A 23,589-nucleotide genomic window follows, 5' to 3' on the forward strand; every position below is an offset into this window, starting at 1 on the left:
GCCGGGTCAAACGCAGGATGCGCCGCCGCCGGAGCCGCCACAGGTCCTCCCCCGAGAACCGATGATCGTGGCGCGAGGGCAGGTCGTCTCCTGGCTCCGGGCCGTCGCGCTCGCCTTCCCGACTCTCGTCAGTGGCGTCGTCAGCGCACGTCTATTGCCCGTTACAGTGGCGGGGCCGCACCGGCATCGCACCGGTTTCCGTGTCCCACCCTCGCGTTTCAATTGTAAGGGCGAATCTACGGGGCGCGGCGTTCCTCGGCAAGCGCGTCGGCGATCCGTGTCTCGAGCGCCGCGCGGTCGGCGCGATGGCGCGCCGTGCGGGCCTCGTCGGCCAAGCCTTCGCCGGCGAACGCCGCGTCGAGCCGCGCGAGTTCGAAACGGAGTTGTTCTGCTCGCGTCGCCCCGATCAGCACGGGCGCCACCGCCGCGACCGGGGCAGGCCCCGACCTGCCGCCGGCCCTTCGACCACGGCGACGGAGGGCGAACACGAGGGCGGCCAGCATGAGCGCGGCCATGGCCAGGGCGACGCCAGCCACGAACCGCGTACGGCCGGAATCGGAGACGGCCGACACGTCGATGCGGAGCACCGAACCCGCCGGAACATTCTGGGCCAGGTAGCGCTTGAACGCGCGCCCCTGCGCCGTGACCGACGCCTGTTGCGCCAGGCCATCGAGAACCGGGGTGGCCGTCGGCTCTTCGAGCAGGACCTCGAGCGCCGCGGCCCCGGTGGGCAGCGCCAGTCGGAGGGGAAACGCGTCGGCCGGCATCCCGTAGCTCACGGCGAGCTGCCGCACGCCGGGACTTACCGGCGCGAACATCCGGATCTCGTTGTCGTCGAAGGACACGGCGCCGGGAGCCACGTCGCCCCCATCCACCGCCGGCGAGATCGCGCCGGCGGGCAGCGGCGCCGTCCATAGAGGGGTCAGCGAGTCCCGGGTGATGAGCGTCTTGTTGCTGTCGTTGCCGAGGTCGAACACCTCGGCCACAGTCCGCACTCCGTCGGCCCCGGGCGCGCCCACCACGACGTGCCGGCCCGCGAGGCGGAGGGTGATCCCGGTGCTGGCCGTGTCGAACACCACGATGTCGGCGTCGGCGCCGCTCACGTGCGGCGTCTGGAACGGCGCCGTGAAGTACGCGATGCCGGCGAAACGGGTCGATGCGAAATAGACGGCGTCGGGGGCGCCGCTGGTCTTATATGTAAAATAATATGCTCCCGCGGCGTCGGTGCGCACGGAATCGATGGGGCCGGCATGGTCCTGGCCCACCCGATGCAGCACCACGACCTGGTGCGCCAGCGGCAGCGCCGCGTTCGCCGCGCCGGGCCGCTGCACATGGCCATTTGCCGTGCGCACCTGGCCCAGGGGAACGACCTCGCCGGTCTGCGCAGCGGCCGGCGCCGCGAGGAGCACCAGCGCCGCGGCGAACGTGGGCCACCAGCGCCGAGGGTTGGTCAACACCACGGTCCGCACCCCGCTCTCACGGGTTGAATTTACCGAAGTCCTCGGGGCGCAACCCCTCGAGGTACGCCTTGAGCCGCTCGGCCGAGAGGTCGGCCGGTTCAGGAGGCGGTGAGGTGGCCCCAGGCTCCCAATCGTCGCTGCTATCGTTGAGCAGCGCGTCGTCAGCGAAGATGGGAGCGCCGAATCGCAGCGCGATCGCGATGCTGTCGGAGGGACGGGCATCCACGGTCATCCGCTCCGCTCCGCGCACCAGGTGCATCTCCGCGAAGTACGTACGCTCCTCCATGCGCGTGATCTCGACCCGTGCCAGATCAGCGCCGAGCGTGGTGATGAGGCTCCGGCACAGGTCGTGCGTGAGCGGGCGCGTCCGCACGATCTGGTGCATCTCGATGATGATCGACTCGGCCTCCGGCTGGCCGATCCAGATCGGCAGTACGCGGTCACCGCCTTTCTCTTGCAGGATGACCACGTACGCCCGCGTCGATGCATCGACTGCCAGCTTGGCTACGACGACTTCGACCATTCGCTCCTCGCGTGCGTCACCGCACTGCGCGTCGCAGGTCCGCGGCGCGATCGACGCGCTCCCACGTGAACGTCGTGCGCCGGGTCCTGCCCCGCCCCAGCTTTTCGGGCGGGCGTCCGAAGTGACCATAGGCCGAGGTGGCCGAGAAGATCGGCTTGCGGAGATCGAGGGCGTGAATGATGCCGCGCGGCGTGAGGTCGAAGCTGTCGACCACGGCGCGGCGGATCACCTGGTCGTTCACCCGGCCGGTACCGAAGGTATCGACCATCACCGACACCGGCTCGGCCACCCCGATCGCGTAGGCGAGCTGCACTTCACACCGCGCGGCGAGCTTGGCGGCCACGATGTTCTTGGCCACCCACCGCGCCGCGTACGACCCGGACCGATCGACCTTGGACGGATCCTTGCCGCTGAACGCGCCGCCGCCGTGGCGGCCCATGCCGCCGTAGGTATCGACGATGATCTTGCGCCCAGTGAGCCCGGCGTCACCCTGCGGTCCACCGACGACGAACCGGCCCGTGGGATTGATATGGTACTTGGGCCGTTTGACGCGCAGCTCGGCGGGGATCACCGGTTCGATGATGCCGTCGAGGATCTCGCTCCGGATGCGACGGTTCGACACCCCGGGCGCATGCTGCGTGGAGACGACGACCGTGTCCACCGCCACCGGCCGGTGATCGTCGTAGATCACCGTGACCTGCGACTTGCCGTCGGGACGCAGCCACGGCATGGCCCCGCTCTTCCGCGCCTCGGCCAGTGCCCGCGTCAGGCGGTGGGCGAGCATGATCGGCATCGGCATCAGTTCGTCCGTTTCGTCCGACGCGTAGCCGAACATCATGCCCTGGTCGCCCGCCCCGCCCGTGTCCACCCCGAGCGCGATGTCCGGCGACTGGCGGTCGATCGTACTGAGTACCGAACAGGTGTGGGAATCGAATCCATAGCCGGCGTCCGTGTATCCGATGTCGTGGATCGTGGCGCGGACGATGTCGGGGATGTGGACGTAGGTGTTCGTCGTGATCTCCCCGGCCACGCACGCCATCCCCGTGGTGACCAGCGTCTCGCAGGCCACGCGCGCGTTGGTGTCATCGGCGAGGATGGCGTCGAGGATGGCGTCGGAGATCGCGTCGGCCACCTTGTCGGGATGGCCTTCGGTGACGGACTCGGAGGTGAACGGATGGCGATCGCGCACAGGCGGCTCGGTCGAAGGTAGAGGGCACAGGCGGCGCGCCCGCATGCGCCGCGAGACTTGGAGAATAAGGGGAACGCGCTTGCCCCGGCAACCCGCGATCAGTGAAACGCGAGATCGCCGATGGCCTCGCGCAGGCGCCGCACGAGTTCTTCCTCGGCCGCTTCGGCCGTATCGGCGTGGAGGGCGGCGGTCGCCGCCACCTCGGCATCGCGCACGCTGATGCTCCGCACGATGCGCTTGACCAGCGGCAGCGATCGCGCCGCGACGCTCAATTTGCGAACGCCGAGCCCGAGCAGGGCATACGCCATGATGGGCTGCGACGCCATCTCGCCACACACCGCGACCTCGAGACCAGCCTGATCCCCCATATCGACGATGCGGCGGATGAGGCGGAGCACGGCCGGATGCAGCGGCGTGAACCGATTGGCGAGGTTCGCGTTCCCGCGGTCCACCGCCAGGGTGTACTGCACGAGGTCGTTGGTGCCGATACTGAGAAACGCGACCTCGCGGGTGAACGTATCAGCGGCGACCGCAGCGGCCGGTGTCTCGACCATCACGCCCAACGGAATATCGCGCTTGAATTCCACGCCGCGTGCAGCCAGTTCCTGCTCCGCCTCGGCGAGCAGGACGCGGGACTGGCGCACCTCGGCCACTGACACGACCAGCGGAAGCATGATGCGCAGATCGCCGTGTACTCCCGCGCGCAGCAGCGCCCGGAGTTGCGTGCGGAAGATCGCCGGTTGATCGAGGCACATGCGGATGGCGCGCCAGCCGAGGAACGGATTCGCTTCCGTGGGGAACCCGCCTACGGGCAGCTTGTCGCCGCCGATGTCGAACGTGCGAATCACCACTGGCATGCCGGCGAACGCCTCGATCACGCGCCGGTAGCTGCGGTACTGTTCTTCCTCGTCGGGCATCGTGGCGCGACCCATGACCAGGAATTCGGTGCGCATGAGCCCCACGCCCTCGGCCCCGCTGTCGCGCGCCGCGTCGGCGTCCTCGGGCAGATCGACGTTGGCGTGCAGCAGGATCGACACGCCGTCGAGCGTCACGCTCTCCAGCTTGGCCAGCCGGCGGAGCTCGCCCTCGACCACCTCTTCCTGGCGGGCACGCTCGCGGTATTGTTCGATCTCGACATCGGTGGGGCTGACGGTGATCGTGCCCGCACTCCCATCGAGGATGGCACGCTCGCCGCCGACGAGCGACTTGGCCGCCGTGCGCAACCCGACCACGGCCGGCAAGTGCAGCGACCGCGCGAGGATGGCGACGTGCGAGGTCCTGGTACCGGCGTCGGTGGCGATCCCGACAATCGCTTCGCGGTCGAGTTGCACCGTGAGGCCTGGAGTGAGGTCGTGCGTGACGAGAATGACGCGAGCGCCGCGTGGCAGGTCCACGGGGTCGTGGTCGGGCAGTTCGAGGAGGAGCGACAGTACGCGGATGTGCACGTCCGTGAGGTCACTCACCCGCTCGCGCAGCATCGCCACCGAGTGACGGGCGAACCGCTGGCGCCATTCGAGCATGACGAGATCGAACGCCTTCTCGGCGGCCAGCTGCTGGCGGATGAATTCCTCCACCCCCGACAGGAGTTCGGTGTCTTCGAGAATCGAGTGCTGCACGTCGAAGATCGCCGCTTCCTCGCGGCCGGCCACGGCCTCGACCCGCACCCGCACCTGGTTCAGCCGCTCCTTGGCACGGTCGATGGCCGCGTGAAACCGCCGGAGCTCGGAGGGGATCTGGTCTTCTGGAATCAGGCGATGCGGTACGTCCGGCACCTCCCACCGCAGCAGGTGGATGGTACCGACGGCGATGCCGGGTGACGCGGGGATGCCGGCCAGAGTGCGGTCCACTAGGGCTCTCCGAATCCGTCGGCGATGAGCTGGGAGAGCGCGACCAGCGCGGCGTCGGCATCGGGGCCCTCGGCACGCAGCACGAGCTTGGCGCCGCGCTCAGCGGCCAACATCATCACGCCCATGATGCTCTTCGCGTTCACCTCGAGGTCCTCGCGCGCGAGGGTGATGTCGCTCTTGAACCGGGAGGCGAGCTTCACGATCTGCGCGGCCGGCCGCGCATGCAGGCCCACCTGGTTGACGATCGTCGCGGTGCATTCAGGCATCAGCGGATCACCGAGAAGAGGACGACGGCGGTCACCACAAGAAGGGCGAACCGCCAGCCTTCGAGTTTGGCCTGCGCCTTGACCACGACCACGGCGCCTACGAGCGCCGCCAGCAGAATTTCGCTCAACTGAGTGCGCTGCGCACCCACGAGACGGGCGAGGGCAAGCGGAATGCCCACACCAGCGGCGAGGGCGGCCGCGCGGCCCAGGATCGTCGGCCCCCGACGCAGCACCGGGTGCCCCAGTCCGGCGGCGACACCCAGCCCCTGGTCCCACCCCGTACGCAACCCCCATACCAGGAGCGCCACGTGGCCCACGTTGTACAGAAGCAGAAATGTGATCACAACGACTGCAGCCGACGCGTGCCACCCGAACAGCCCCAGCGCGACCCAGGACGACAGTGGCAGCCAACCGGCCCACACGAGCTGGTCGCCCACGCTGCCCAACGGGCCGCACAGCGCGCCGCGGAATCGCTCGATGCGCTCCGGGGCCTCGCCGTCGAGTTCGACGCGGGCCAGCGCCCCCACGGCGAACGCGGCCAGGTACGGGTGCGCATTGAAATACCGATTCTGGCGGGCCAGCGCCTCCTTGAATCGCGGCCCGCGCACGCCGCCGGGGAGCGACCGGAGCGCCGGCTCAAGGCAGAACGCCATGCCGTTGCCCATCAGTGTTTCATAATTCCAGGAGCCCTGAATGGCGAACAGGCGCAGGAGCATCGCGGCGCGGACGCGCGACGGGAGACGTGGACGCGCGGGGGCAGGCCCCGTCATCGCAGCCCCAGGGCCAGGAGCCCAAGCCCCAGGCCACCGATGAAGAACCAGCGGGCCCAGGTCGTGGAGTGGAAGAGCTTCCACGTGGCAGCGGCCGCCACACTGGCGGCCGTGGCCACGAGGGCAGCGCGCGACCCCTGTTCGGAGAGCGTCCAGTGGGCGAGCACGGCCCGTTCAGCAGGAAGGAGCACGGCATAGGCAACGCCGCTCAAGGCGACGCCGCGCACGAGATCGGCGGTCAGCCCCGCTAACTGCACGCCCATCACCGCGCCCGGCGCCCCAGCGTCGAGCGCGGCCTGGTGGGCCCTGGCCACGACCGCGTTGCGCTGCCGCACCTTCACCATCGTCCAGCCACCGAGCCAAGCCACGATCAGCCCGCCCAGCACGGCCACGGTGAGCGCGCCGACCGCCGAATCGGCGCTGGCCCCGAAGAGGCTGCCCGCCACGACCGACGCCGAGCCCCATTCGGGATACCGTGATGCGCCCACGGGAAGCGTCTCGAGAGCGATCAACTCGAGCACGGCGCCCACGAGCAGCCCTGGCCCCGGAGCGCCAACGAGGGCGCCGCCCAGCGTGGCCGCCACGAGCGGCCGCGAGATCATCACCTGGGGAAAGCTCACCGTATCCAGCCCGGCGATGCCGCCCAGGAGGGCGATGGGGAGCAGGCCGGCGAGCGTCACGGCGCGCCGCCCGCAGCCAGGATCTCGTCCAAGGGAACAGCCCGCGCCGACGGTACGTCCTGCGCCGTCACGACGACGCCACGCGCCGCGATCTCGCGCAGCGCCTCCGCTTCGTCCGGTGACAGGAACAGGTAGCGCAGCCGCTGGACGCGGTCGCGGCGGTGGTGGATGCCTCCCAGGTTCACCGCGGGGATCCCGTCACCCGCAACGAGCGCGCGCATGGTGTGCACATCGCCGGTGAGCAGGATGCCGTGGCGGGGATCGGCACGATAGCCACCGAGCACCACGGCGCACTCGGCGGCCGTATGGAAGTAGACGTCCACGCCAGGCGGCACGGCCATGCGGTACAGGTCGCGCTCCCATTCGCTGCCAGCCACGCCGTCGTCGACGAGTACGATGAAACCGACGTCGAGCGGCTGGCCCCACCCCAGCACCACCTGTCCGTGGATCAGCCGGTCGTCGATGCGGTACAACACAAGCGTCACGGGGTGCCCTCGACGGCGTCGATGGACGCCCGCCCGCGGTCGGCGGCATGGCGCGCAGCGGTAACGGCGGTCTCAGCGTCGGCGAACGCAAAATCGAGCAGCGCCGGTAGATTGGCGCCGGAGACGAGCACGGCGCTCGGCATGCCGCGCAGAATGCGGCGCGCGGCCATCGTGCAGCTGCCTGCGCGCAGATCGGTGAACAGCACGTGCACGCCGGTGCGCTCCATCGTATCACGGAGCAGCGCCTCGATATCGGTGGCGCTCAACTCGGTCACCGCCACGGGGTGAAACAGGTGGCCGCGCCCGGTGATGACTTCCACCGCCGACACGAGACCGGCAGCGAAGTCGCCGTGCCCGGCGACGATGGCACGGGGTTGGTTATTCGTCATCTTCCTGGAGATATCGTTTGACGTCGGCGGCTGCACGCAGGTGCCCGATGAGCCGGGCGTTGAATCGCTCGGCGGGATCGAACCCGCTGTACTTGAGCAGATGGTTCATCGCGATCACCTCGGCGACCACCGTGATATTCTTGCCCGGGTTGAGCGGGACCGTGATCTGCGGCAGTTCGACATCGAGGATCGTCGTCGACTCGCCGTCGAGGCCGGTACGGTCGATCGGCATGTCCTGATGCCACTCCGCCAACTGCACCACGACCTCGATGCGTTTCTGCTGACGCACGGCCCGGACGCCGAACACCGCCGGCACGTCCACGAGCCCCACCCCGCGGATCTCCATGCAATGGCGCTGCATTTCGTGGCCGCTCCCGATGAGCACGTCCGTGCCGCGACGTTTGACGAACACGAGGTCGTCGGCCACCAACCGGTGCCCTCGTTCCACGAGGTCGAGGACGCATTCCGATTTGCCGATACCGCTGCGCCCGATGAACAGCAGGCCCACGCCGAACACGTCGGCCACGGAACCGTGGATCGTGGTGGTGGGCGCGAATTCGTCCTCGAGCCACGGCTTGATGCGCGTGTAGAACTCGTTGGTCTTGAGGGCCGACGTGAACACCGGAACGCCGGCCGCGCGCGCCGCCTCGACGCCGGCGGCCGGGAGCGCCAATCCCTTGGTCACGAACACGCACGGAATGGCGTGCGAGAAGAACAACTGGAGCACCCGCGCGCGCTCTCCCGGCTCTCGCGTGTCGAGGTACGTGACCTCGGTCTCGCCGAGCACCTGCAGGCGGTGACCGGGAAAGCGCTCGGTGTACCCGGCGAGCACGAGTCCCGGGCTCGAGATGTTGGGGCTCGTGATGACCCGTTCGAGCGACCCCGTGCCTTCGACGAGCGTCAGTTCCAGGGTGTCGCGCATACGCTCCAGCAGCCGCCCCGCCGTGAGTGGCGGCTTGGTCGCGCCCTTCGCCGACGGGCTCATGCGCGGACGACGCGGCGCGCGAGGCGTTGGCGGCGCACCCGGGCGACCTGCGCACCCAGACGGTCGAGCGCCTGGCTCAGCGCCGTGCCGGTGTAGCGGGCACGGGCGTCGGCGATGATCGGCTTCTGGCGCGGAGAGTGGAGCGTGATCTCGACGCGTCGGGCGGGCCCGTCCTCCTCGAAGCGAACGATCGCGTCCACGGGACGGCCCAGGCGGCGTGCCAGCTTGCTCACGCCCTCCCGGGCCCGGCGCGTCAATCGGGGAGACATGGGCGCGCGGTGCCCATGAAAAATGATCTCCATCAGACGGGAACCTCCATCGCGAGGACGCGGGTCAGGTGCTGCTCGGTCTGGTCGGCAGCCCGTTCCCACGTGAAGCTTTCGGCAAAGCGTCGCGCCTGCACCCCCAGAGACTCGACGAGCATCGGATCCGCGGCCAGCCGGTCCATCGCGGCCGCCATGGCTTCGATGTCACCGTGCGGCACGAGAAACCCGGTCTCGCCGTGGCGCACCGATTCGCGAATTCCCGGCGAATTCGAAGCGACCACGGGCGTGGCGCACGCCGCGGCCTCCAGATTCGTGATCCCCCACCCCTCCTTGGGCGATGCGAAGGCGAGCGCCCACGACCGGCGCAGCAACGCCAGCTTCTCCTCGTCGCTGATACGCCCAAGAAACCGCACGCGCGAGCCCAGGTCAAGCGACGCCGCCAACCGTTCCAGCCGCGCGCGGTAGTCTCCCGCCCCGGCGATTTCCAACACCGCGTTCCGGTGCTGCATGGCGGCGAAGGCGCGGATCACCAAATGCACGCCCTTGTAGTGCTTGAGGCGTCCCAGATACGAGAACGTCGGCACCGCCGCGCGCGCGCCGGGCGCCGGCGTGTACGCCGCGCTGTCGATGCCGGGATAGATCACCTCGACCTGCATCGGGTCAATTCCCCGGTGGGCCAGGTCTTCCTTGGTGCTCTCGCTGATCGCTTCGAACGGCACGCGGCGGTAGACGCGCCCCAGCGGCCGCTCCGCGAGCCACACGGCCGCGGCCAACGGCGCCGCAAACTCCCGGAATGCCGTGGCGCCGAACAGGTGCGGCACGAGGGTCATCACCCGCTGCGCTCCCCAGCGAGGCGTGTACAGCGGGATCTTGTTCACGTCCTCGACCAGCACGTCGGACGTGCCAGCGAGATGCCGCGCGTAGTACCGGCGGGCCAGGAATGGGAACGTGTGCCGCGTGCCCACCCGGTGCACAGCGATGCCGTCGAGCACCGTACGCGGCGGAGCGCCGGACCAGCCGCCGCAGAGCAGCACGACCTGGTGTCCCTTGAGCACGAGGCGGCCGAAGATCTCGTGCAGATGTATCTCCGCGCCCCCGGCCAGCGGATTCTCCCGGTCCTGCCAGTTGACGAGCAGGATACGCACTAGAGGCGTCCCATGCGCCGGGCAAGCGCGTCAACCACGCCGTTCACGAACCGCGCGCTCTGCTCACTCCCGTACCGCTCGGCCAGGCGGATGGCCTCCTGGATCACGACGCGGGCCGGTGTCTCCCCGCGGTGCAGTTCGGCGGCGGCCACGCGCAGCACGGTGCGTTCAATGACCCCCAGCCGCTCCAATCGCCAGTTCGTGGTGACGGCGGCCAGTTCGCGATCGATCTCGTCCCCGTGGTCGATGATCTCGCGCACGAGCAGGCCGGCGAGACGGCGTTCGTCGGGCGCGATGGCCAGGTCGTCCCAGACCGCCGTGGCCACCCGGTCCAGATCGGCCGTGCCGCGAAGGTCCCACGCGTACACCGCCTGCAGCGCCCGGGCCCGGGCGCGCGTCTCAACCCTCATCCGGCACGTCCAGGCGATCCAGGAGGTCGATCATTTCCAGCGCAGCGAGCGCCGCGTCCCAACCTTTATTGCCGTGAGCGCCGCCGGCGCGCGCCTCGGCCTGCTCCACCGTATCGCACGTGAGCAGCCCGAATCCAACCGGCGTCTCGAATTCTGCCGACGCCAGGGCCAGTCCGCGCGATGCCTCGCCCGCCACGTAGTCGAAATGCGGGGTCTCGCCGCGGATCACCGCGCCCACCGCGACGATGGCGTCGTAGCGGTCGCCGGCCATGAGCCGTCGCGCGGCGATCGGCAGCTCCCACGCGCCCGGGACCCATACGAGGTCCACATCGGCCGCGGCCACCCCGTGGCGCACGAGGGCATCCATGGCCCCGTCGGCCAGCCTGGTGGTGATCGAGTCGTTGAACCGACTGGCCAGCACCGCCACCCGGCGGCCGTGGCCCGAAGGCGTTCCCGTGAATTCAGCCATTTAGGAGACGAGGAGATGTCCGAGCTTTTCGCGCTTCGTCTTCATGTAGTCGGCGTTCTCGTCCTGTGCCGGCTGAACGATCGGTACGCGCTCCTCGACGCGCAGCCCGTAGCCTTCCAGTCCGACCATCTTACGCGGATTGTTGGTGATCGGCCGAATGGACCTGAGCCCTATATCAAGCAGGATCTGAGCGCCGATGCCGTAGTTGCGGAGGTCGGGTTTGAACCCGAGTCGCTCGTTCGCCTCGACGGTGTCAATGCCGGTGTCCTGCAGTTCGTAGGCCTTGAGCTTGTTGAGCAGCCCGATGCCGCGCCCCTCCTGGTCGAGGTACACGATCACGCCGCGCCCCTCTTCGGAGATCATGCGCATGGCGGTGTCCAGCTGCCAGCCGCAGTCGCAACGTTTAGAGTGGAACACGTCGCCGGTGAGGCACTTGGAGTGCATGCGCACCAGCACGTTCTCGCCCTCGGTCACGTCGCCGTAGATGAGGGCGACGTGTTCGTGCGGGTCGACGTCGTTGCGGTACCCGACGATGCGCCACGTGCCGTATTCGGTGGGCAGACGCGCTTCGGCCACGCGGTGTACCAGCCGTTCGTGCTTGAGTCGGTGGGCCACGAGCTGCGCGACGGTGATGAATGTGAGCCCCCGCGTTTCGGCGAACTGCTCCAGGCTCTCGCGCCGCGCAGCGCTGCCGTCGGCGTTGAGGATCTCGCAGATCACGCCGGCCGGGTAGAGCCCGGCCAGTCGCGCCAGATCCACCGCGGCCTCCGTGTGGCCGACGCGCTGCAGCACACCACCTTCGCGCGCCCGCAGGGGGAACACGTGCCCGCCGTGCCGCAGGTCGGCCGGAGCCGTGGCCGGATCGACGGCCACCCGAATGGTCGTGGCGCGGTCCTGAGCGCTGATGCCCGTGGTCACGCCGAACCGTGCGCTGGCGTCAACGCTCACCGTGTACGCGGTGCGGTACTCGTCGGGGTTGGTCTCGCTCATCGGAGCGAGGTCGAGCTGGTCCACGCGCTCCGGCGGCAGCGCCAGGCAGACGAGACCGCCGGCGTTCCGGATCATGAAGTTCACCATGTCCGGCGTCACCAACTGCGCCGCGCAGATGAGGTCGCCCTCGTTCTCGCGGTCTTCATCGTCGGCGACGATCACGAACTTGCCGGCCTTGATGTCGGCGATCGCCTGGTCTACCGTGCCAAAGGTCATATAGCTTGCGTCCGGTAGGACGCCGTCAGTCGCTGTATGTACTTACCGATCACGTCCGCTTCCACGTGAACCTCGTCAGCTTCGCGCAACGCGCCGAGGGTGGTGTGGCGCAGCGTGTACTCGATCAGGGAAATCTGCGCGGTCTCGCCGACCGGAAGGGCATTCACCGTGAGGCTCACGCCATCCACCGTGAGGGAGCCCTGCGGCACCAGAAGTTCAGCGACCTCCACCGGCAGGGCAAGATCGACGAGCCGCGCGTCGCCGCGCTGCGCGACGTTCTGCACGCGCCCCACGCCGTCCACGTGGCCGAGTACCAGGTGCCCTCCCAAGCGATCCCCCAGTCGCAGCGCGCGCTCGAGGTTCACGCGCCGGCCGACCTGCCAACCGGCGAGCGTCGTGCGCCCCATGGTGGTGGACACAGCGGCCACGGTGAACCAACCCGGTCCATGTGCGCGCACCGTCAAACAGGCCCCGTTGACGGCGATGCTCTCGCCGTCCGTGAGGTCGTCGTAGCCACAGAGGATGCGGAACTCGCGTCCCGCCTCCGTTTCGGCCACGCGATCGAGGGATCCGACGCTGTCAACCAGCCCGCTGAACACTAAGGCGCTCCCAGCGCATAGGTCGTCATGACGTCCGCACCCAGCACACGGCGTTCCAGCACGCGCAACCGCTCCAAGCGCGCGACGTCGGCCGGCGGCGCGAAGGCAAAGGCATTGAGCGCGCCCTCCCCCAACACCACCGGCGCCCGAAAGATAATCAACCGGTCGGCGGCGGCGTTCGCGAGGAAGGTGCCGGCCAACCGGGCCCCACCCTCCACAAGGAGCGACCCGATGCCCCGTTCGGCGAGGGCGAGCAGCGCTTCGGTGAACCCCGGGGCTTCCACAACGACGACTCCGGCGCCTTCGAGCGCACGCGCCCGGGCCGGATCGGGGGCACGCGCCACGAGCACCACGGGCGTCTCGCGCGCCGTGCGCACCAGCGCGGACTCGAGGGGCGTGCGGAGCGTCGAATCGAAGACCACGCGCGTGAGCGGCACGCGCGGCGGGTCCCAGTGACGCACCGTGAGCTGCGGATCGTCGGCCAGCACCGTGCCCACGCCGACGGCGATCGCGTCGTGGCCGGCCCGCAGGCGGTGTACCTCGCGCCGCGATTCCGGCCCGGTGAGGAACGTGGTCGTGCTCCGGTCGGCGGCGGCGATCGCGGTATCGATCGACACGGCGAGTTTGAGCGTGACGAACGGGCGCTCGCCGTGCGCCAATCGATGGAAGTACGCGGCGTTCAGCTCACGGGCCTCGGTGGCGCCGTGGCCGATGTCGACGCCGATGCCCGCAGCGCGCAGGCGGTCGGCGCCGCCTGCCGCCTGCGGATGGGGATCGCGGGTGGCGATCACCACGCGGGTCACACCCGCGGTGATGATTGCCTCGACGCACGGAGGTGTCTTGCCGTGATGCGTGCACGGTTCGAGGGTGACGTACATGGTGGCACCCTGCGCGCGCCCCCCGGCTGCCGCCAGCGCCGCCACCTCGGCGTGCGCTTCGCCGTACCGTGCGTGACAGCCTTCTCCCACGACCGCCCCGTCGCGGACGACGACGGCGCCGACCATCGGGTTCGGCGCCGTCTGCCCCCAGCCAGTGCGGGCGAGTTCCAGTGCCCGGCGCATGAACGCCGAGCCGTCACGATCGGTCATGCGCTACCAGCCAAGGCGGAGCCCAACGGAGCCGTAGAGGCGTGAGGCGTTGGCGTCCTTCGAGAACTGATTGTACGTGCTCACCGAGCCACCCGACACCTGGCCCACTTCGCCGACCAATGTGAGGATCGGCAGGTTGAGGGACAGATCGGCGAACATGTTGGTGCGGGTCACATCCTGCGACAGCGACACCGTCGGTGACGTCTGCCCCAGCACCGTGGCCTGCACGTCCGCTGACTGGCTGTACTTGTCCTGGCCCACGCCGGCAGCCAGTCCGAATACCACGAAGTGTTTGCTCGCCACCAGTCGGTACGCCGTCGTGCCGATGTTGACGTTGGATACCATGAACGTGGTGAAGCCCGACGCGCCTTCGAGGGTCACCGCCGGCAGGTCGCGCTTGAGGTACGTGACCGCGACGCCGGGGAGGGCGATCGACTCCTGGATGATCCCCACGCGCACGCCGTAGCCGAACTTGAGGGACCCGTTGGGAGCCTTCACGCTCAGGCCGTTCTGGGTGACGTCCGGGATATAGGCCACGTTCACCAACGCGTCGACTCCGCCCACATTCGTGACGCCTACTGGAATGCCGCTCCAGAGGCCGATCGCCGCGTCGGCTACGGGCATCGGAAGCGGTTGATTGTCTTTCGTGGGCAGCGTTTGCCGCTGCGCGCCAGTCACGCTCTGCTGGAATGCGTCCACCTGCGGAAGCGTGGCCGCTACCACATTCGCGCGCACGCCGACCGAGAAGTGCCCGAACCCGCCCAACGTGCCACCCTGCCCCAGCGTGGCATTGCCGCCCGCGACCGCCGCTCCGAGTTGGGGGGCCATGTACTGGAACACGTCCACGGCCTGCTGGCACGCGTCCTGACTCACCTGCGTCGCCGTACCCTGAGCACCAGACGGACACGCCGACGACTGTGCGCGGGCCGCGCCGGCGCCAACCACCGTGAGCGTCACCGCCATCACGAACCATGAACCCTTCATACCGCCTCCGCGTGTTGGATGTGCACGCGACCGGAACCGCGGACAACGCGACCGAGCTGCCATCCCGCCAGCCCGGCCGCCGCCGCATCCGTCAGCACCGTTTCCGCTTCGCCCCGGGCCGCGATCGCTACCATACCGACGCCCATGTTGAACGCGCGGAACATTTCGTCGGCGGTCACCCCCCCCGCCCGCTGCAGCTGCGCGAAGACATTCGGCACGGTCCACGTGCGGGCATCGACCTCGGCATCGAGGGTGTCAGGGAGCGCGCGATTCAAATTGCCGGGAAGTCCACCTCCCGTGATGTGCGCCATCGCACGAATGCGGCCGAGCAGCGAGCGCAGGGCCGGAAGGTACGAACGGTGCACGCGCAGCAGCACATCAGCCACCGACCCAGCCTCCCCCGGAAACGGATCGGCCACCCCGAGGCCCATGCGTTCCGATACGATGCGGCGGGCCAGCGAGTAGCCGTTGGTGTGCAGCCCGCTGCTCGGGAAGCCGAGGAGCACGTCGCCCTCACGTACGCGTTCGGCGCCGAGCACGGCGTCCTCGTCCACGTAGCCGACGATGAACCCCGCGAGGTCGTAGTCCGGCGGAGTGTAGAGGCCCGGCATCTCGGCCGTCTCACCGCCCATGAGGGCACACCCGTTCTCGCGGCAGCCGGCGGCCACGCCGGCCACCACGCGTTCAACGACGCTCGGTACCAGCCTTCCGAACGCCACGTAATCGAGGAAGAACAGCGGGACCGCGCCCTGTACGAGGATGTCGTTCACGCAGTGGTTCACGAGATCGTGGCCCACCGTGTCGTGGCGGTCCGCTTCGATGGCCACCTTGATCTTGGTGCCCACGCCGTCGGCGCTGGACACGAGCAGGGGGCGCCGGGCGTCGGCGGGCATGCGGAACAGGCCACCGAACCCGCCGAACTTGCCCGCCGCGCCGGCCGTGAACGTGGATTCGACCAGACGCTGGATGCGGTGTTTGGCGTCGTCCGCCGCCGCGATGTCGACGCCCGCCGAGCGGTAGTCCAGCGGCCGCTCGCTCACGGGGCGAGCTCCGACTCGAAGGTCACGAGACGATGGAATTCGCGCACGCGCCGTTCCAGGTCGACATTCGTAATTTCTAATAGGCGCTCGACCGAGAACTTCTCCACGGCGAACGACCCCATGGCGCTGCCATACACCACGGCACGGCGCAGGCTGACCTCGTCGAGGTCGCCGGTGTGCGCCAGATAGCCCATGAAGCCGCCGGCGAACGAGTCGCCGGCGCCCGTGGGGTCGAACACCTCTTCCAGCGGATACGCCGGGGCGAAGAACACCGACGACGGCGTGAACATGAACGCGCCGTGCTCGCCCTTCTTGATGATCACGAGCCGGGGTCCGCGATCCATGATCCAACGGGCCGCCCGGACGAGGTTGAACTGTTCGGTGAGCTGCCGCGCCTCGCCATCGTTGAGCGTGATGGCGTCCACCCGTCCGAGGAGGGTCAACAGCTCGGGCCGGCGGCTCTCGATCCAGAAGTTCATCGTATCGCAGGCCACCAGCTTGGGTTCGCGCACCTGTTCGAGCACGTCCAACTGGAGCCGCGGATCGATGTTCCCGAGAAAGACGAACGGGGCGTCGCGGAACTGCTCGGGGATCTTCGGATGGAAGTTGGAGAACACGCCCAGGTGCGTCTCGAGTGTCTCCGCCACGTTGAGGTCGTGACGGTACCGGCCGCGCCAGCGGAACGACGCTCCGTCGGCCTGCTCCACCCCTGCAAAGTCGACACCGCGCTTGATCAGCGGCGCCAGCTGATCCAGCGGATAATCGTTGCCCACCACCCCGACCACCTGCACGGGGGCGAGGTGGCTCGCTGCCGCAGCGAAGAAGTTGGCCGAGCCGCCGATCACGTTGTCGGCCTTGCCGAACGGGGTCTCGACGGAGTCGAGCGCGACCGAACCCACGACCAGCACGGCGCGCGTCACATGCGCTCCGGCGCGGTGATGCCGAGTACGGCGAGTCCGTTCTGCAGCACGATCTGCGCGGCACGGGCCAGGACCAGCCGGGCGTTCATGACGGGGTCCGGTTCGTTGAGCACGTGCGCCGTGTGATACCAGAGGTGCACCTTGCCCGCCGTGTCGTGCAGGTAGGTGGCCAGGCGGTGCGGCTCGAGCGCCGCCGCTGCGCCCGACAGCAGCGCCGGATAGTCGAGCAAGGCCTTGATCAGTTCCTGCTCCTCGGGGCGAGACAGCTGCGCGAAGTCCACGCCATCGCTCGACACGGTCGCGGGGTCGATCTCGCCGACGCGGAAGATGCCGGACAGGCGCGCGTGCGCCATCTGGATGTAGTACACCGGATTCTCTTCCGACTGCGCGCGCGCCAGATCGACGTCGAACTGGAGCTGCGAATCGCCCTTCCGCATGAGAAAGAAATAGCGAACCGCATCGCGCCCCACCTCGTCGATCAGGTCTCGCACCGTCACGTAGCTGCCCGCGCGCTTGGAGATCTTCACTTCCGCCCCACCCTTCATCACGGTGACCATCTGGTGAAGGACGTACTCGGGATACCCTTCGGGAATCCCCAAGTCGAGCGCTTGGAGTCCGATCCGCACCCGGGTCACGGTACTGTGGTGGTCGGAACCCTGGACGTTGATGGCCCGATGGAACCCGCGCTCCCACTTGGTCACGTGATACGCCACGTCGGGAACGAAATAGGTCGGCTCGCCGCCCTTGTCCGGGCTGCGCACCATCACACGGTCCTTGTCATCGCCGAAATCCGTGGTCTTGAGCCAGAGCGCGCCGTCCTTCTCGTACGTGTGGCCGGCGGCAACGAGACGGCGGATGGTCTCGTCCACCTTGCCATCGGCGTAGAGCGACGATTCCAGAAAGTAGACATCGAACTTCACGCCGAACGCCTGCAAATCGCGGTCCTGCTCCCCGCGCAGCTCCTGGACCGAGAACTGGCGCACGCCGTCGAGGTCGGCCCCCTCGGCGTCGGTCGGGTGCAGTTCCACGTACCGCTGGGCGATCTCGCGGATGTACTCCCCGTGGTAGCCACCCTCGGGGATCGCCACGTCGCGGCCACGGAACTCCGCGATTCGCGCCTGCACGCTGACCGCGAGATTGGCGATCTGGGCGCCGGCGTCGTTGTAATAGAATTCCCGCGTCACCTTCCAGCCCGTCGCTTCGAGCAGCGATGAGATCGCATCGCCCAAGGCCGCCTGGCGCCCGTGCCCCACGTGCAACGGCCCCGTCGGATTAGCCGACACGAACTCCACGTTCACCGGCTGCCCGCGGCCGGTGTCGTCGCGGCCATAGTCCCCCGCCAGGGCGAGCAGCCGTTCGAGGCCGTGCGCCAACGTGTCGACGGCCACACGGAAATTGATGAACCCGGGCCCCGCGATCTCCGCCGAACTCACGCCGGCACGCGCCAGGTTCAGCCCATCGATGATCTGCTGCGCGAGTTCACGCGGCTTCTGTCCCACGCCCTTGGCCAGCACCATGGCGAGATTGGTGGCCCAATCGCCAAACGACGGGTCGCGCGGGCGTTCGAGCACCGGGATCATGTCATCGGGTGCACCCAAGGCTCGCGCCGTCCGCGTGAGTTCGGCGCGGAGCCGGTCTTCACCGGACGTCATGCGTCTCTCTTCGGGGGATTCTTGGGAGCGCTCGACGTGCCGCCACTCGAGTCGGCCGCTGGTGCCGGAGTCGGCGAGTTGCCGTCGGACGCCGGCTTGGCCGCACCCTCGCTCGTCTGCCCCTTCGACGTGTCTGAATCAGACGTGGAAGGCCTTGTGCCACCACGTGTTGCGTGGGCATTCTTCCCGTAATCCGTGAGGTAGAATCCGGAGCCCTTGAACACGAGCCCACCACCGGCCGACATGCGCCGGTGTGCCACCGCCCCGCATTGTGGGCACGCGACTTCCAACTCGGACGAGCTGATCGTCCGATAGAATTTCTCGAAGTCGTGACCGTTGGGACAGCGATACTCGTAAGTAGGCATTTCGTTGGCACTTAAGACAGCGAAAGCTACCCCCCGCGCGAGGGGCGTACAAGTGCGCGACGTGCGCCCAGCGCCGAACGCGAAAGCGCGGTGTGCGAGGGTTTCGGTCGCGAACCAGCGCTACGCCGGCCGGTACTCGCCCCACTGAGCGCGCAGGGCATCGGAGATCTCGCCGACGGTGGCCCGGGCCCGCACCGCGTCGATGATCCGCGGCATGAGGGCCGGGCGGCTCGCCGGCGCGCCGCCCTTGGCGTACGGCGCCGCGGTCGCGCCTAGGGCTTCCACGGCGCGAGCGGTGGCCCGCGCATCGCGCCGGGCTCTGGTCTGCGTCAGGCGCGCCACCTGACCGCGCTCGAGTTCGCGGTAGTCGGGCGCCGGGATCACGAGGGGCGGCGCGGCGTCGGCAAACGTGTTGACGCCGATTACCGGGGTGTCGCCGCGCTCCACCGCCACCTGATATTCGTACGCGCTGCGGGCGATCTCTTCCTGGAAGAACCGCGCCTCGATGGCGCGTGCCGCACCGCCGCGCTCGGCCACCTGCGCCATGAGTTCGGTGGCCGCCCTCTCCAGCTCGTTGGTCAGCCGCTCCACGTGGTAGCTCCCAGCCAGCGGATCGGCCGTCAGCGCCACGCCGGACTCGTAGCCGATGATCTGCTGCGTGCGGAGGGCGAGCGTGGCCGCCTGCTCGGTGGGAAGGGCGAGCGCTTCGTCGTACCCATTGGTGTGCAGCGACTGCGTGCCGCCCAGCACCGCGGCGAGGGCCTGCACCGCCACGCGCACCACGTTGTTGAGGGGCTGTTGGGCCTGGAGCGTGACGCCGCCCGTCTGCGTGTGGAAGCGCAGGCGGCAGCTCCGGTCGTCGGCGCCAAACCGGTCGCGCATGAGCCGCGCGTAGAGCCGGCGCGCGGCGCGGAACTTGGCCACTTCCTCGAACAGGTCGTTGTGGGCCGCGAAGAAGTAGGAGAGCCTGGGCGCGAACGCGTTCACGTCGAGGCCGGCCGCGACGGCACGTTGCACGTATTCCACCGCGTTGGCAAAGGTGAACGCCAGCTCCTGCACCGCCGTGGCCCCCGCCTCGCGCATGTGGTAGCCGGAGATCGAGATCGGATTCCAGTTCGGCACCTCGTCGGCACAGAACCGGAACACGTCGGCGATCAGGGCCAGCGACGGCTCGGGCGGGAAGATGTAGGTGCCGCGCGCGATGTACTCCTTGAGGATGTCGTTCTGAATGGTGCCACTGAGCTCGCTGCGCGCGAGCCCTCGCTCCTCGGCGACCACGATGTACATGGCCAGCAGCATGGATGCCGTGGCATTGATGGTCATCGAGGTGGACACACGATCGAGCGGCAGGTCGGCGAGCAGTGTGTGCATATCATCCACCGTGTCGATCGCCACACCCACGCGGCCGACCTCGCCGAGCGCACGCGCGGAATCAGAATCGATCCCCATCTGCGTGGGCAGATCGAACGCGACCGACAGCCCCGTCTGCCCGGCGTCGAGCAATAGCCGAAAGCGGGCGTTGGTCTCGGCCGCCGTTCCGAAGCCCGCATACTGCCGCATGGTCCAGAGCCGGCCACGGTACATGTCCGGTTGGATCCCGCGGGTGAACGGAAATTGGCCGGGATCACCGAGGTCGCGGGCATAGTCGAGCGGGACCGCCGGCGGACGGACGACCGGGGGAACCGGGAGACCGGAGGGAGTGGAGTTCGGCAAGGAAGGCATGGGATCGAAACAGAGGAACAGCGCAGCGCCGATACTACGCAGGAGCGGAAGTGGGCGGCGGGTTGAGAATGGCGGGCGATGGAGGCAGAGGATGGTGCCCTAAGCGAAAGAGACGACGTGGCTCCGAATGTAGCTGGTTCTCGCGGGAACGGCCGCATCGTTCTCCCATCACGAGCACCAGAGCGTCTTGGCCGTCACGCCGTCGCCATCTCGCCCCGCAACACCCGCTCCGCCAACTCCACATCCGCTCGGCTCCCGATATACAACGGCGTCCGCTGGTGCAGCTCGGTGGGCTGCACGTCGAGGATCCGCTGCACCCCATCGCTGGCCAGTCCGCCGGCCTGCTCCACGATGAACGCGAGCGGATTCGCCTCATACAGCAGCCGCAGCTTGCCGGCCGGCGACTCGCGATTGCGCGGATAGGCGAAGATGCCGCCGCCGAGCAGATTGCGGTGAAAGTCGGCCACCAGCGACCCGACGTAGCGAATGCTCAGCGGCTTGCGGTCGCCCTCGATTCCACGGTAGCGCCGCATGATCGCGCGCACGTCCTCGTCCCAGAGTTGCGAGTACGAATCGTTCACCGACAGATAGCGGCCGGCCTGCGGGATCTGGATGTTGGGATGGGAAAGCAGGAACTCGCCGATCGAGGGATCCAGCGTGAACCCGTGCGCCCCCTGGCCAGTGGTGTACACGAGCATCGTGCTCGACCCGTAGATGACGTAGCCGGCGGCCACCTGGCGGCGGCCCGGCTGCAGCATGTCCTCCATCACGCCGTCGCGTCCGCGCGTGATCTTCGGTACCACGGAGAAGATCGTCCCCACGGGGACGTTGACGTCGATGTTCGACGAACCGTCGAGCGGATCGAACAGCAGCGCGTACTTCCCGGTGCGGAACTCGGGCGGGATGGGAATGATCCCGGCTTCCTCCTCCGAGGCCATGGCGCACAGGCGTCCGGTATGATCCATCGCCTTCACGATCGTCTCGTTGGCGAAGAGGTCGAGCTTCTGCTGGATCTCCCCCTGCACGTTCTCCGTGCTCGCCGAGCCGAGGATGTCTACCAGGCCGGCGCTGCGCACCTTGTTGGCGATCATCTTGGCCGCGAGTGCGAGATCGTACAGGATGTTGGACAGATCCCCGCTCGCGTCGGGATGCAGCCGTTCCTGCTCGATGATGAACCGCTCGATCGTGACGACCGAAGTCGACGTGTGATTGACCACGAACCCGTCCTCGGTGAGGGAGGGACTGAAAAGGAACTTGAGGGCCGAGTGGCGCGGCGGGCAAGTCCGGAGATTCCGCAGTACGTCGCCGCCACCCCCGCACCACACGGCGGGACTCGACGGCACCGGCGGCGCCGTCACGCACGGACCAGCGGGCGCACGTGATCGAAGATCAGCTCGGTCTCGATGTGCCCCACTTCCTTGCGCGACAGGAACCGGTCGAGCGCCAGATCGCGAAGGTGCTGCGCATCGCGCGCCACGACGTGGACGAGGAAATCGATCTCTCCGCTCACGTGGTACACATCGACGACTTCGGGAATCGTGATCACATAGGCGCGGAACCGCTCGAAATTCTCGCGCGAATGCTGCGGAATGCGCACGGCGATCATGGCCTCGATGCCATAGCCGAGCACGGCCGGATTGACGTCGGCATGAAAGCCCTGCACCGCCCCGGTCGCGACCAGTCGTCGCACGCGCTCGTGGCAGCTGGAAGGGGCCAGGCCCACGCGCGCCGCCAGTTCCTTATTCGAGAGCCGAGCATTGTTCGCGAGGAGGGCCAGAAGCTGGTGATCCGTTTGGTCGAGCGGTCGATTTTCCATATGATTGCCGAAAAGTATTCGTTAGACAATCCGGGCGTCCGAACACTATTCTACTAGCATGGCCCACACGGAAGCAAATTCCATGATCCAGCGCTCGATCGACACCACCGGCGTCCATGCAGGACGCGAGGACTTCCGACAGCTCGGGGTCCACGCTCCGCCCCTCGACCTGTCCACGACCTACCCGATCGGCGAACTCAGCGAGGCCATCCATGACATCGATGCGATGATTGCCGGCGACCGTCCCGAGCGGAACGCCATCTACGCCCGACTCGCCAATCCCACCGTCGACCGCTTCGAACGCGCATTTGCCCAACTCGAGGCCGCCGACGACGCCGTGAGCTATGGTTCCGGCATGGCGGCGGTCACGGCTGCGCTCCTCGTGGCTCGCCAGCGCGGATCGCACGTGGTGGCCGTGCGCCCGCTGTATGGCGGCACCGACCACCTGCTCGCGTCCCGTCTCCTATCGCTGGAAGTGACCTGGGCCGCGGCCGACGGGGTGGCCGCGGCGATCCGCCCCGACACATCACTCGTCGTCATCGAGACCCCGGGCAATCCCACCCTCGCCCTCGTCGATATCGCTGACGTCGTGCGCCAGGCCGGACGCGTGCCCGTGCTCGTCGATTCGACGTTCGCCACCCCCGTGCTCCAGCAGCCCCTGACGCTGGGCGCCACGCTCTCCCTGCACAGCGCCACCAAGTATCTGGGGGGCCACGGCGACGTGATGGCCGGAGTCATCGCCACCAACGACGATTGGGCGGGCGCGCTTCGCCAGGTCCGCATCCTCACTGGCGCCGTGCTGCACCCCATGGGGGCGTACCTGCTGCACCGCGGGCTCCAGACCCTGGCCGTGCGCGTGCGCACGGCCCAGGCCGGCGCGATCACGATCGCCAAGCGCCTGGCGGCCGACCCGGCCGTCGAACGCGTGTACTTTCCCGGCCTTCCGGGCGGCGATCCACGAGGGCTCCTGGGACGACAGATGCGCGGCCCGGGCGCGATGATCAGCTTCGACATGGCCGGCGGTTTCGACGCGGCCGCCGCCGTGCTCCGCGACGTCCAACTCATCACGCCCGCCGTGAGTCTCGGCTCCACCGATACGTTGATTCAGCATCCGGCGGGGCTCACGCACCGAGTGATCGGCGAAGCGGCGCGCTTGGAAGAGGGGCTCAGCCCCGGCATGCTGCGCCTCAGCATTGGCCTCGAGTCGCCCGACGACATCTGGGCCGACCTCACGCGCGCGCTGACCGCCGCGCTGCCTGCAACCGTCACCGGCCATTCGTCGTCACCTGCCTGGACCGTGACCGTGTGACCGT

General features: G+C 68.5%; 25 protein-coding genes and 1 riboswitch. Of the genes, 1 reads left to right on the forward strand and 24 read right to left on the reverse strand.

From position 1 onward, the window contains the following. Positions 1 to 59: 59 nt before the first annotated feature. Positions 60 to 228, reverse strand: a riboswitch (cobalamin riboswitch). A gap of 8 nt (positions 229 to 236) precedes the next feature. From VNF92_12595 to VNF92_12710, 24 genes are all read right to left on the reverse strand, one after another. Then, positions 237 to 1,454: a hypothetical protein gene (locus VNF92_12595; GenBank protein HVA58713.1), complete on the reverse strand. Its 1,218-nt coding sequence runs from the start codon at positions 1,452 to 1,454 to the stop codon at positions 237 to 239. A gap of 22 nt (positions 1,455 to 1,476) precedes the next feature. After that, on the reverse strand, positions 1,477 to 1,983 hold the full coding sequence (locus VNF92_12600) for a bifunctional nuclease family protein (protein HVA58714.1): 507 nt from the start codon (positions 1,981 to 1,983) through the stop codon (positions 1,477 to 1,479). Positions 1,984 to 1,999: 16 nt separating this feature from the next. After that, positions 2,000 to 3,172 (reverse strand): methionine adenosyltransferase, encoded by a 1,173-nt coding sequence (gene metK / locus VNF92_12605; GenBank protein HVA58715.1) that lies wholly within the window; start codon positions 3,170 to 3,172, stop codon positions 2,000 to 2,002. Positions 3,173 to 3,270: 98 nt separating this feature from the next. Continuing rightward, positions 3,271 to 5,019, reverse strand: coding sequence for a phosphoenolpyruvate--protein phosphotransferase (ptsP, locus tag VNF92_12610; protein ID HVA58716.1), 1,749 nt, complete (start codon positions 5,017 to 5,019; stop codon positions 3,271 to 3,273). Next, positions 5,019 to 5,285: an HPr family phosphocarrier protein gene (locus VNF92_12615; GenBank protein HVA58717.1), complete on the reverse strand. Its 267-nt coding sequence runs from the start codon at positions 5,283 to 5,285 to the stop codon at positions 5,019 to 5,021. The genes ptsP and VNF92_12615 overlap by 1 nt, the downstream gene beginning before the upstream one ends. Continuing rightward, positions 5,285 to 6,055, reverse strand: a complete 771-nt coding sequence (locus VNF92_12620) for a PTS system mannose/fructose/sorbose family transporter subunit IID (protein HVA58718.1) — start codon at positions 6,053 to 6,055, stop codon at positions 5,285 to 5,287. Before VNF92_12620 ends, VNF92_12615 begins: the two co-directional genes overlap by 1 nt. Further along, positions 6,052 to 6,735 carry a PTS sugar transporter subunit IIC gene (locus tag VNF92_12625; protein ID HVA58719.1) on the reverse strand — a complete coding sequence of 228 codons (684 nt, stop codon included), beginning with the start codon at positions 6,733 to 6,735 and terminating at the stop codon, positions 6,052 to 6,054. Before VNF92_12625 ends, VNF92_12620 begins: the two co-directional genes overlap by 4 nt. Beyond that, a complete protein-coding gene (locus VNF92_12630; protein HVA58720.1) occupies positions 6,732 to 7,220 on the reverse strand; it encodes a PTS sugar transporter subunit IIB in 489 nt (162 codons plus the stop codon). The genes VNF92_12625 and VNF92_12630 overlap by 4 nt, the downstream gene beginning before the upstream one ends. Then, positions 7,217 to 7,609, reverse strand: a complete 393-nt coding sequence (locus tag VNF92_12635; protein ID HVA58721.1) for a hypothetical protein — start codon at positions 7,607 to 7,609, stop codon at positions 7,217 to 7,219. Before VNF92_12635 ends, VNF92_12630 begins: the two co-directional genes overlap by 4 nt. After that, positions 7,599 to 8,594 (reverse strand): HPr(Ser) kinase/phosphatase, encoded by a 996-nt coding sequence (gene hprK, locus VNF92_12640; protein ID HVA58722.1) that lies wholly within the window; start codon positions 8,592 to 8,594, stop codon positions 7,599 to 7,601. The genes VNF92_12635 and hprK overlap by 11 nt, the downstream gene beginning before the upstream one ends. Beyond that, the gene (locus VNF92_12645; protein ID HVA58723.1) at positions 8,591 to 8,896 is read right to left on the reverse strand and encodes an HPF/RaiA family ribosome-associated protein; all 306 of its coding nucleotides are present in this window, start codon (positions 8,894 to 8,896) and stop codon (positions 8,591 to 8,593) included. Before VNF92_12645 ends, hprK begins: the two co-directional genes overlap by 4 nt. Further along, positions 8,896 to 10,005 (reverse strand): glycosyltransferase family 4 protein, encoded by a 1,110-nt coding sequence (locus tag VNF92_12650; GenBank protein ID HVA58724.1) that lies wholly within the window; start codon positions 10,003 to 10,005, stop codon positions 8,896 to 8,898. Before VNF92_12650 ends, VNF92_12645 begins: the two co-directional genes overlap by 1 nt. After that, positions 10,005 to 10,415, reverse strand: a complete 411-nt coding sequence (gene nusB / locus VNF92_12655) for a transcription antitermination factor NusB (protein HVA58725.1) — start codon at positions 10,413 to 10,415, stop codon at positions 10,005 to 10,007. The genes VNF92_12650 and nusB overlap by 1 nt, the downstream gene beginning before the upstream one ends. Continuing rightward, entirely contained in the window at positions 10,405 to 10,884 is a 480-nt protein-coding gene (gene ribH, locus VNF92_12660) for a 6,7-dimethyl-8-ribityllumazine synthase (GenBank protein HVA58726.1), read from the reverse strand. The genes nusB and ribH overlap by 11 nt, the downstream gene beginning before the upstream one ends. After that, positions 10,885 to 12,090 carry a bifunctional 3,4-dihydroxy-2-butanone-4-phosphate synthase/GTP cyclohydrolase II gene (locus VNF92_12665; GenBank protein HVA58727.1) on the reverse strand — a complete coding sequence of 402 codons (1,206 nt, stop codon included), beginning with the start codon at positions 12,088 to 12,090 and terminating at the stop codon, positions 10,885 to 10,887. Beyond that, the gene (locus tag VNF92_12670; protein HVA58728.1) at positions 12,087 to 12,689 is read right to left on the reverse strand and encodes a riboflavin synthase; all 603 of its coding nucleotides are present in this window, start codon (positions 12,687 to 12,689) and stop codon (positions 12,087 to 12,089) included. Before VNF92_12670 ends, VNF92_12665 begins: the two co-directional genes overlap by 4 nt. Next, the gene (ribD, locus tag VNF92_12675) at positions 12,689 to 13,777 is read right to left on the reverse strand and encodes a bifunctional diaminohydroxyphosphoribosylaminopyrimidine deaminase/5-amino-6-(5-phosphoribosylamino)uracil reductase RibD (GenBank protein ID HVA58729.1); all 1,089 of its coding nucleotides are present in this window, start codon (positions 13,775 to 13,777) and stop codon (positions 12,689 to 12,691) included. The genes VNF92_12670 and ribD overlap by 1 nt, the downstream gene beginning before the upstream one ends. A 3-nt stretch (positions 13,778 to 13,780) precedes the next feature. Further along, a complete protein-coding gene (locus VNF92_12680; GenBank protein HVA58730.1) occupies positions 13,781 to 14,761 on the reverse strand; it encodes a hypothetical protein in 981 nt (326 codons plus the stop codon). After that, a complete protein-coding gene (purM, locus tag VNF92_12685) occupies positions 14,758 to 15,801 on the reverse strand; it encodes a phosphoribosylformylglycinamidine cyclo-ligase (GenBank protein HVA58731.1) in 1,044 nt (347 codons plus the stop codon). Before purM ends, VNF92_12680 begins: the two co-directional genes overlap by 4 nt. Further along, positions 15,798 to 16,721 (reverse strand): PfkB family carbohydrate kinase, encoded by a 924-nt coding sequence (locus tag VNF92_12690; protein ID HVA58732.1) that lies wholly within the window; start codon positions 16,719 to 16,721, stop codon positions 15,798 to 15,800. Before VNF92_12690 ends, purM begins: the two co-directional genes overlap by 4 nt. Further along, positions 16,718 to 18,373: an arginine--tRNA ligase gene (gene argS / locus VNF92_12695; GenBank protein ID HVA58733.1), complete on the reverse strand. Its 1,656-nt coding sequence runs from the start codon at positions 18,371 to 18,373 to the stop codon at positions 16,718 to 16,720. The genes VNF92_12690 and argS overlap by 4 nt, the downstream gene beginning before the upstream one ends. 485 nt (positions 18,374 to 18,858) lie before the next feature. Beyond that, positions 18,859 to 20,460 carry a methylmalonyl-CoA mutase family protein gene (locus tag VNF92_12700; GenBank protein HVA58734.1) on the reverse strand — a complete coding sequence of 534 codons (1,602 nt, stop codon included), beginning with the start codon at positions 20,458 to 20,460 and terminating at the stop codon, positions 18,859 to 18,861. A gap of 194 nt (positions 20,461 to 20,654) precedes the next feature. Next, on the reverse strand, positions 20,655 to 21,818 hold the full coding sequence (fbp, locus tag VNF92_12705) for a class 1 fructose-bisphosphatase (protein ID HVA58735.1): 1,164 nt from the start codon (positions 21,816 to 21,818) through the stop codon (positions 20,655 to 20,657). Continuing rightward, positions 21,815 to 22,276, reverse strand: coding sequence for an Lrp/AsnC family transcriptional regulator (locus tag VNF92_12710; GenBank protein ID HVA58736.1), 462 nt, complete (start codon positions 22,274 to 22,276; stop codon positions 21,815 to 21,817). The genes fbp and VNF92_12710 overlap by 4 nt, the downstream gene beginning before the upstream one ends. A gap of 82 nt (positions 22,277 to 22,358) precedes the next feature. Here VNF92_12710 and VNF92_12715 point away from each other — a divergent pair, with 82 nt between their 5' ends. Continuing rightward, a complete protein-coding gene (locus VNF92_12715) occupies positions 22,359 to 23,585 on the forward strand; it encodes a PLP-dependent aspartate aminotransferase family protein (GenBank protein HVA58737.1) in 1,227 nt (408 codons plus the stop codon). Positions 23,586 to 23,589: the final 4 nt, after the last annotated feature.

The sequence above is a fragment of the Gemmatimonadaceae bacterium genome, from assembly GCA_035533015.1.
Classification (GTDB): Bacteria; Gemmatimonadota; Gemmatimonadetes; order Gemmatimonadales; family Gemmatimonadaceae; genus JAGWRI01.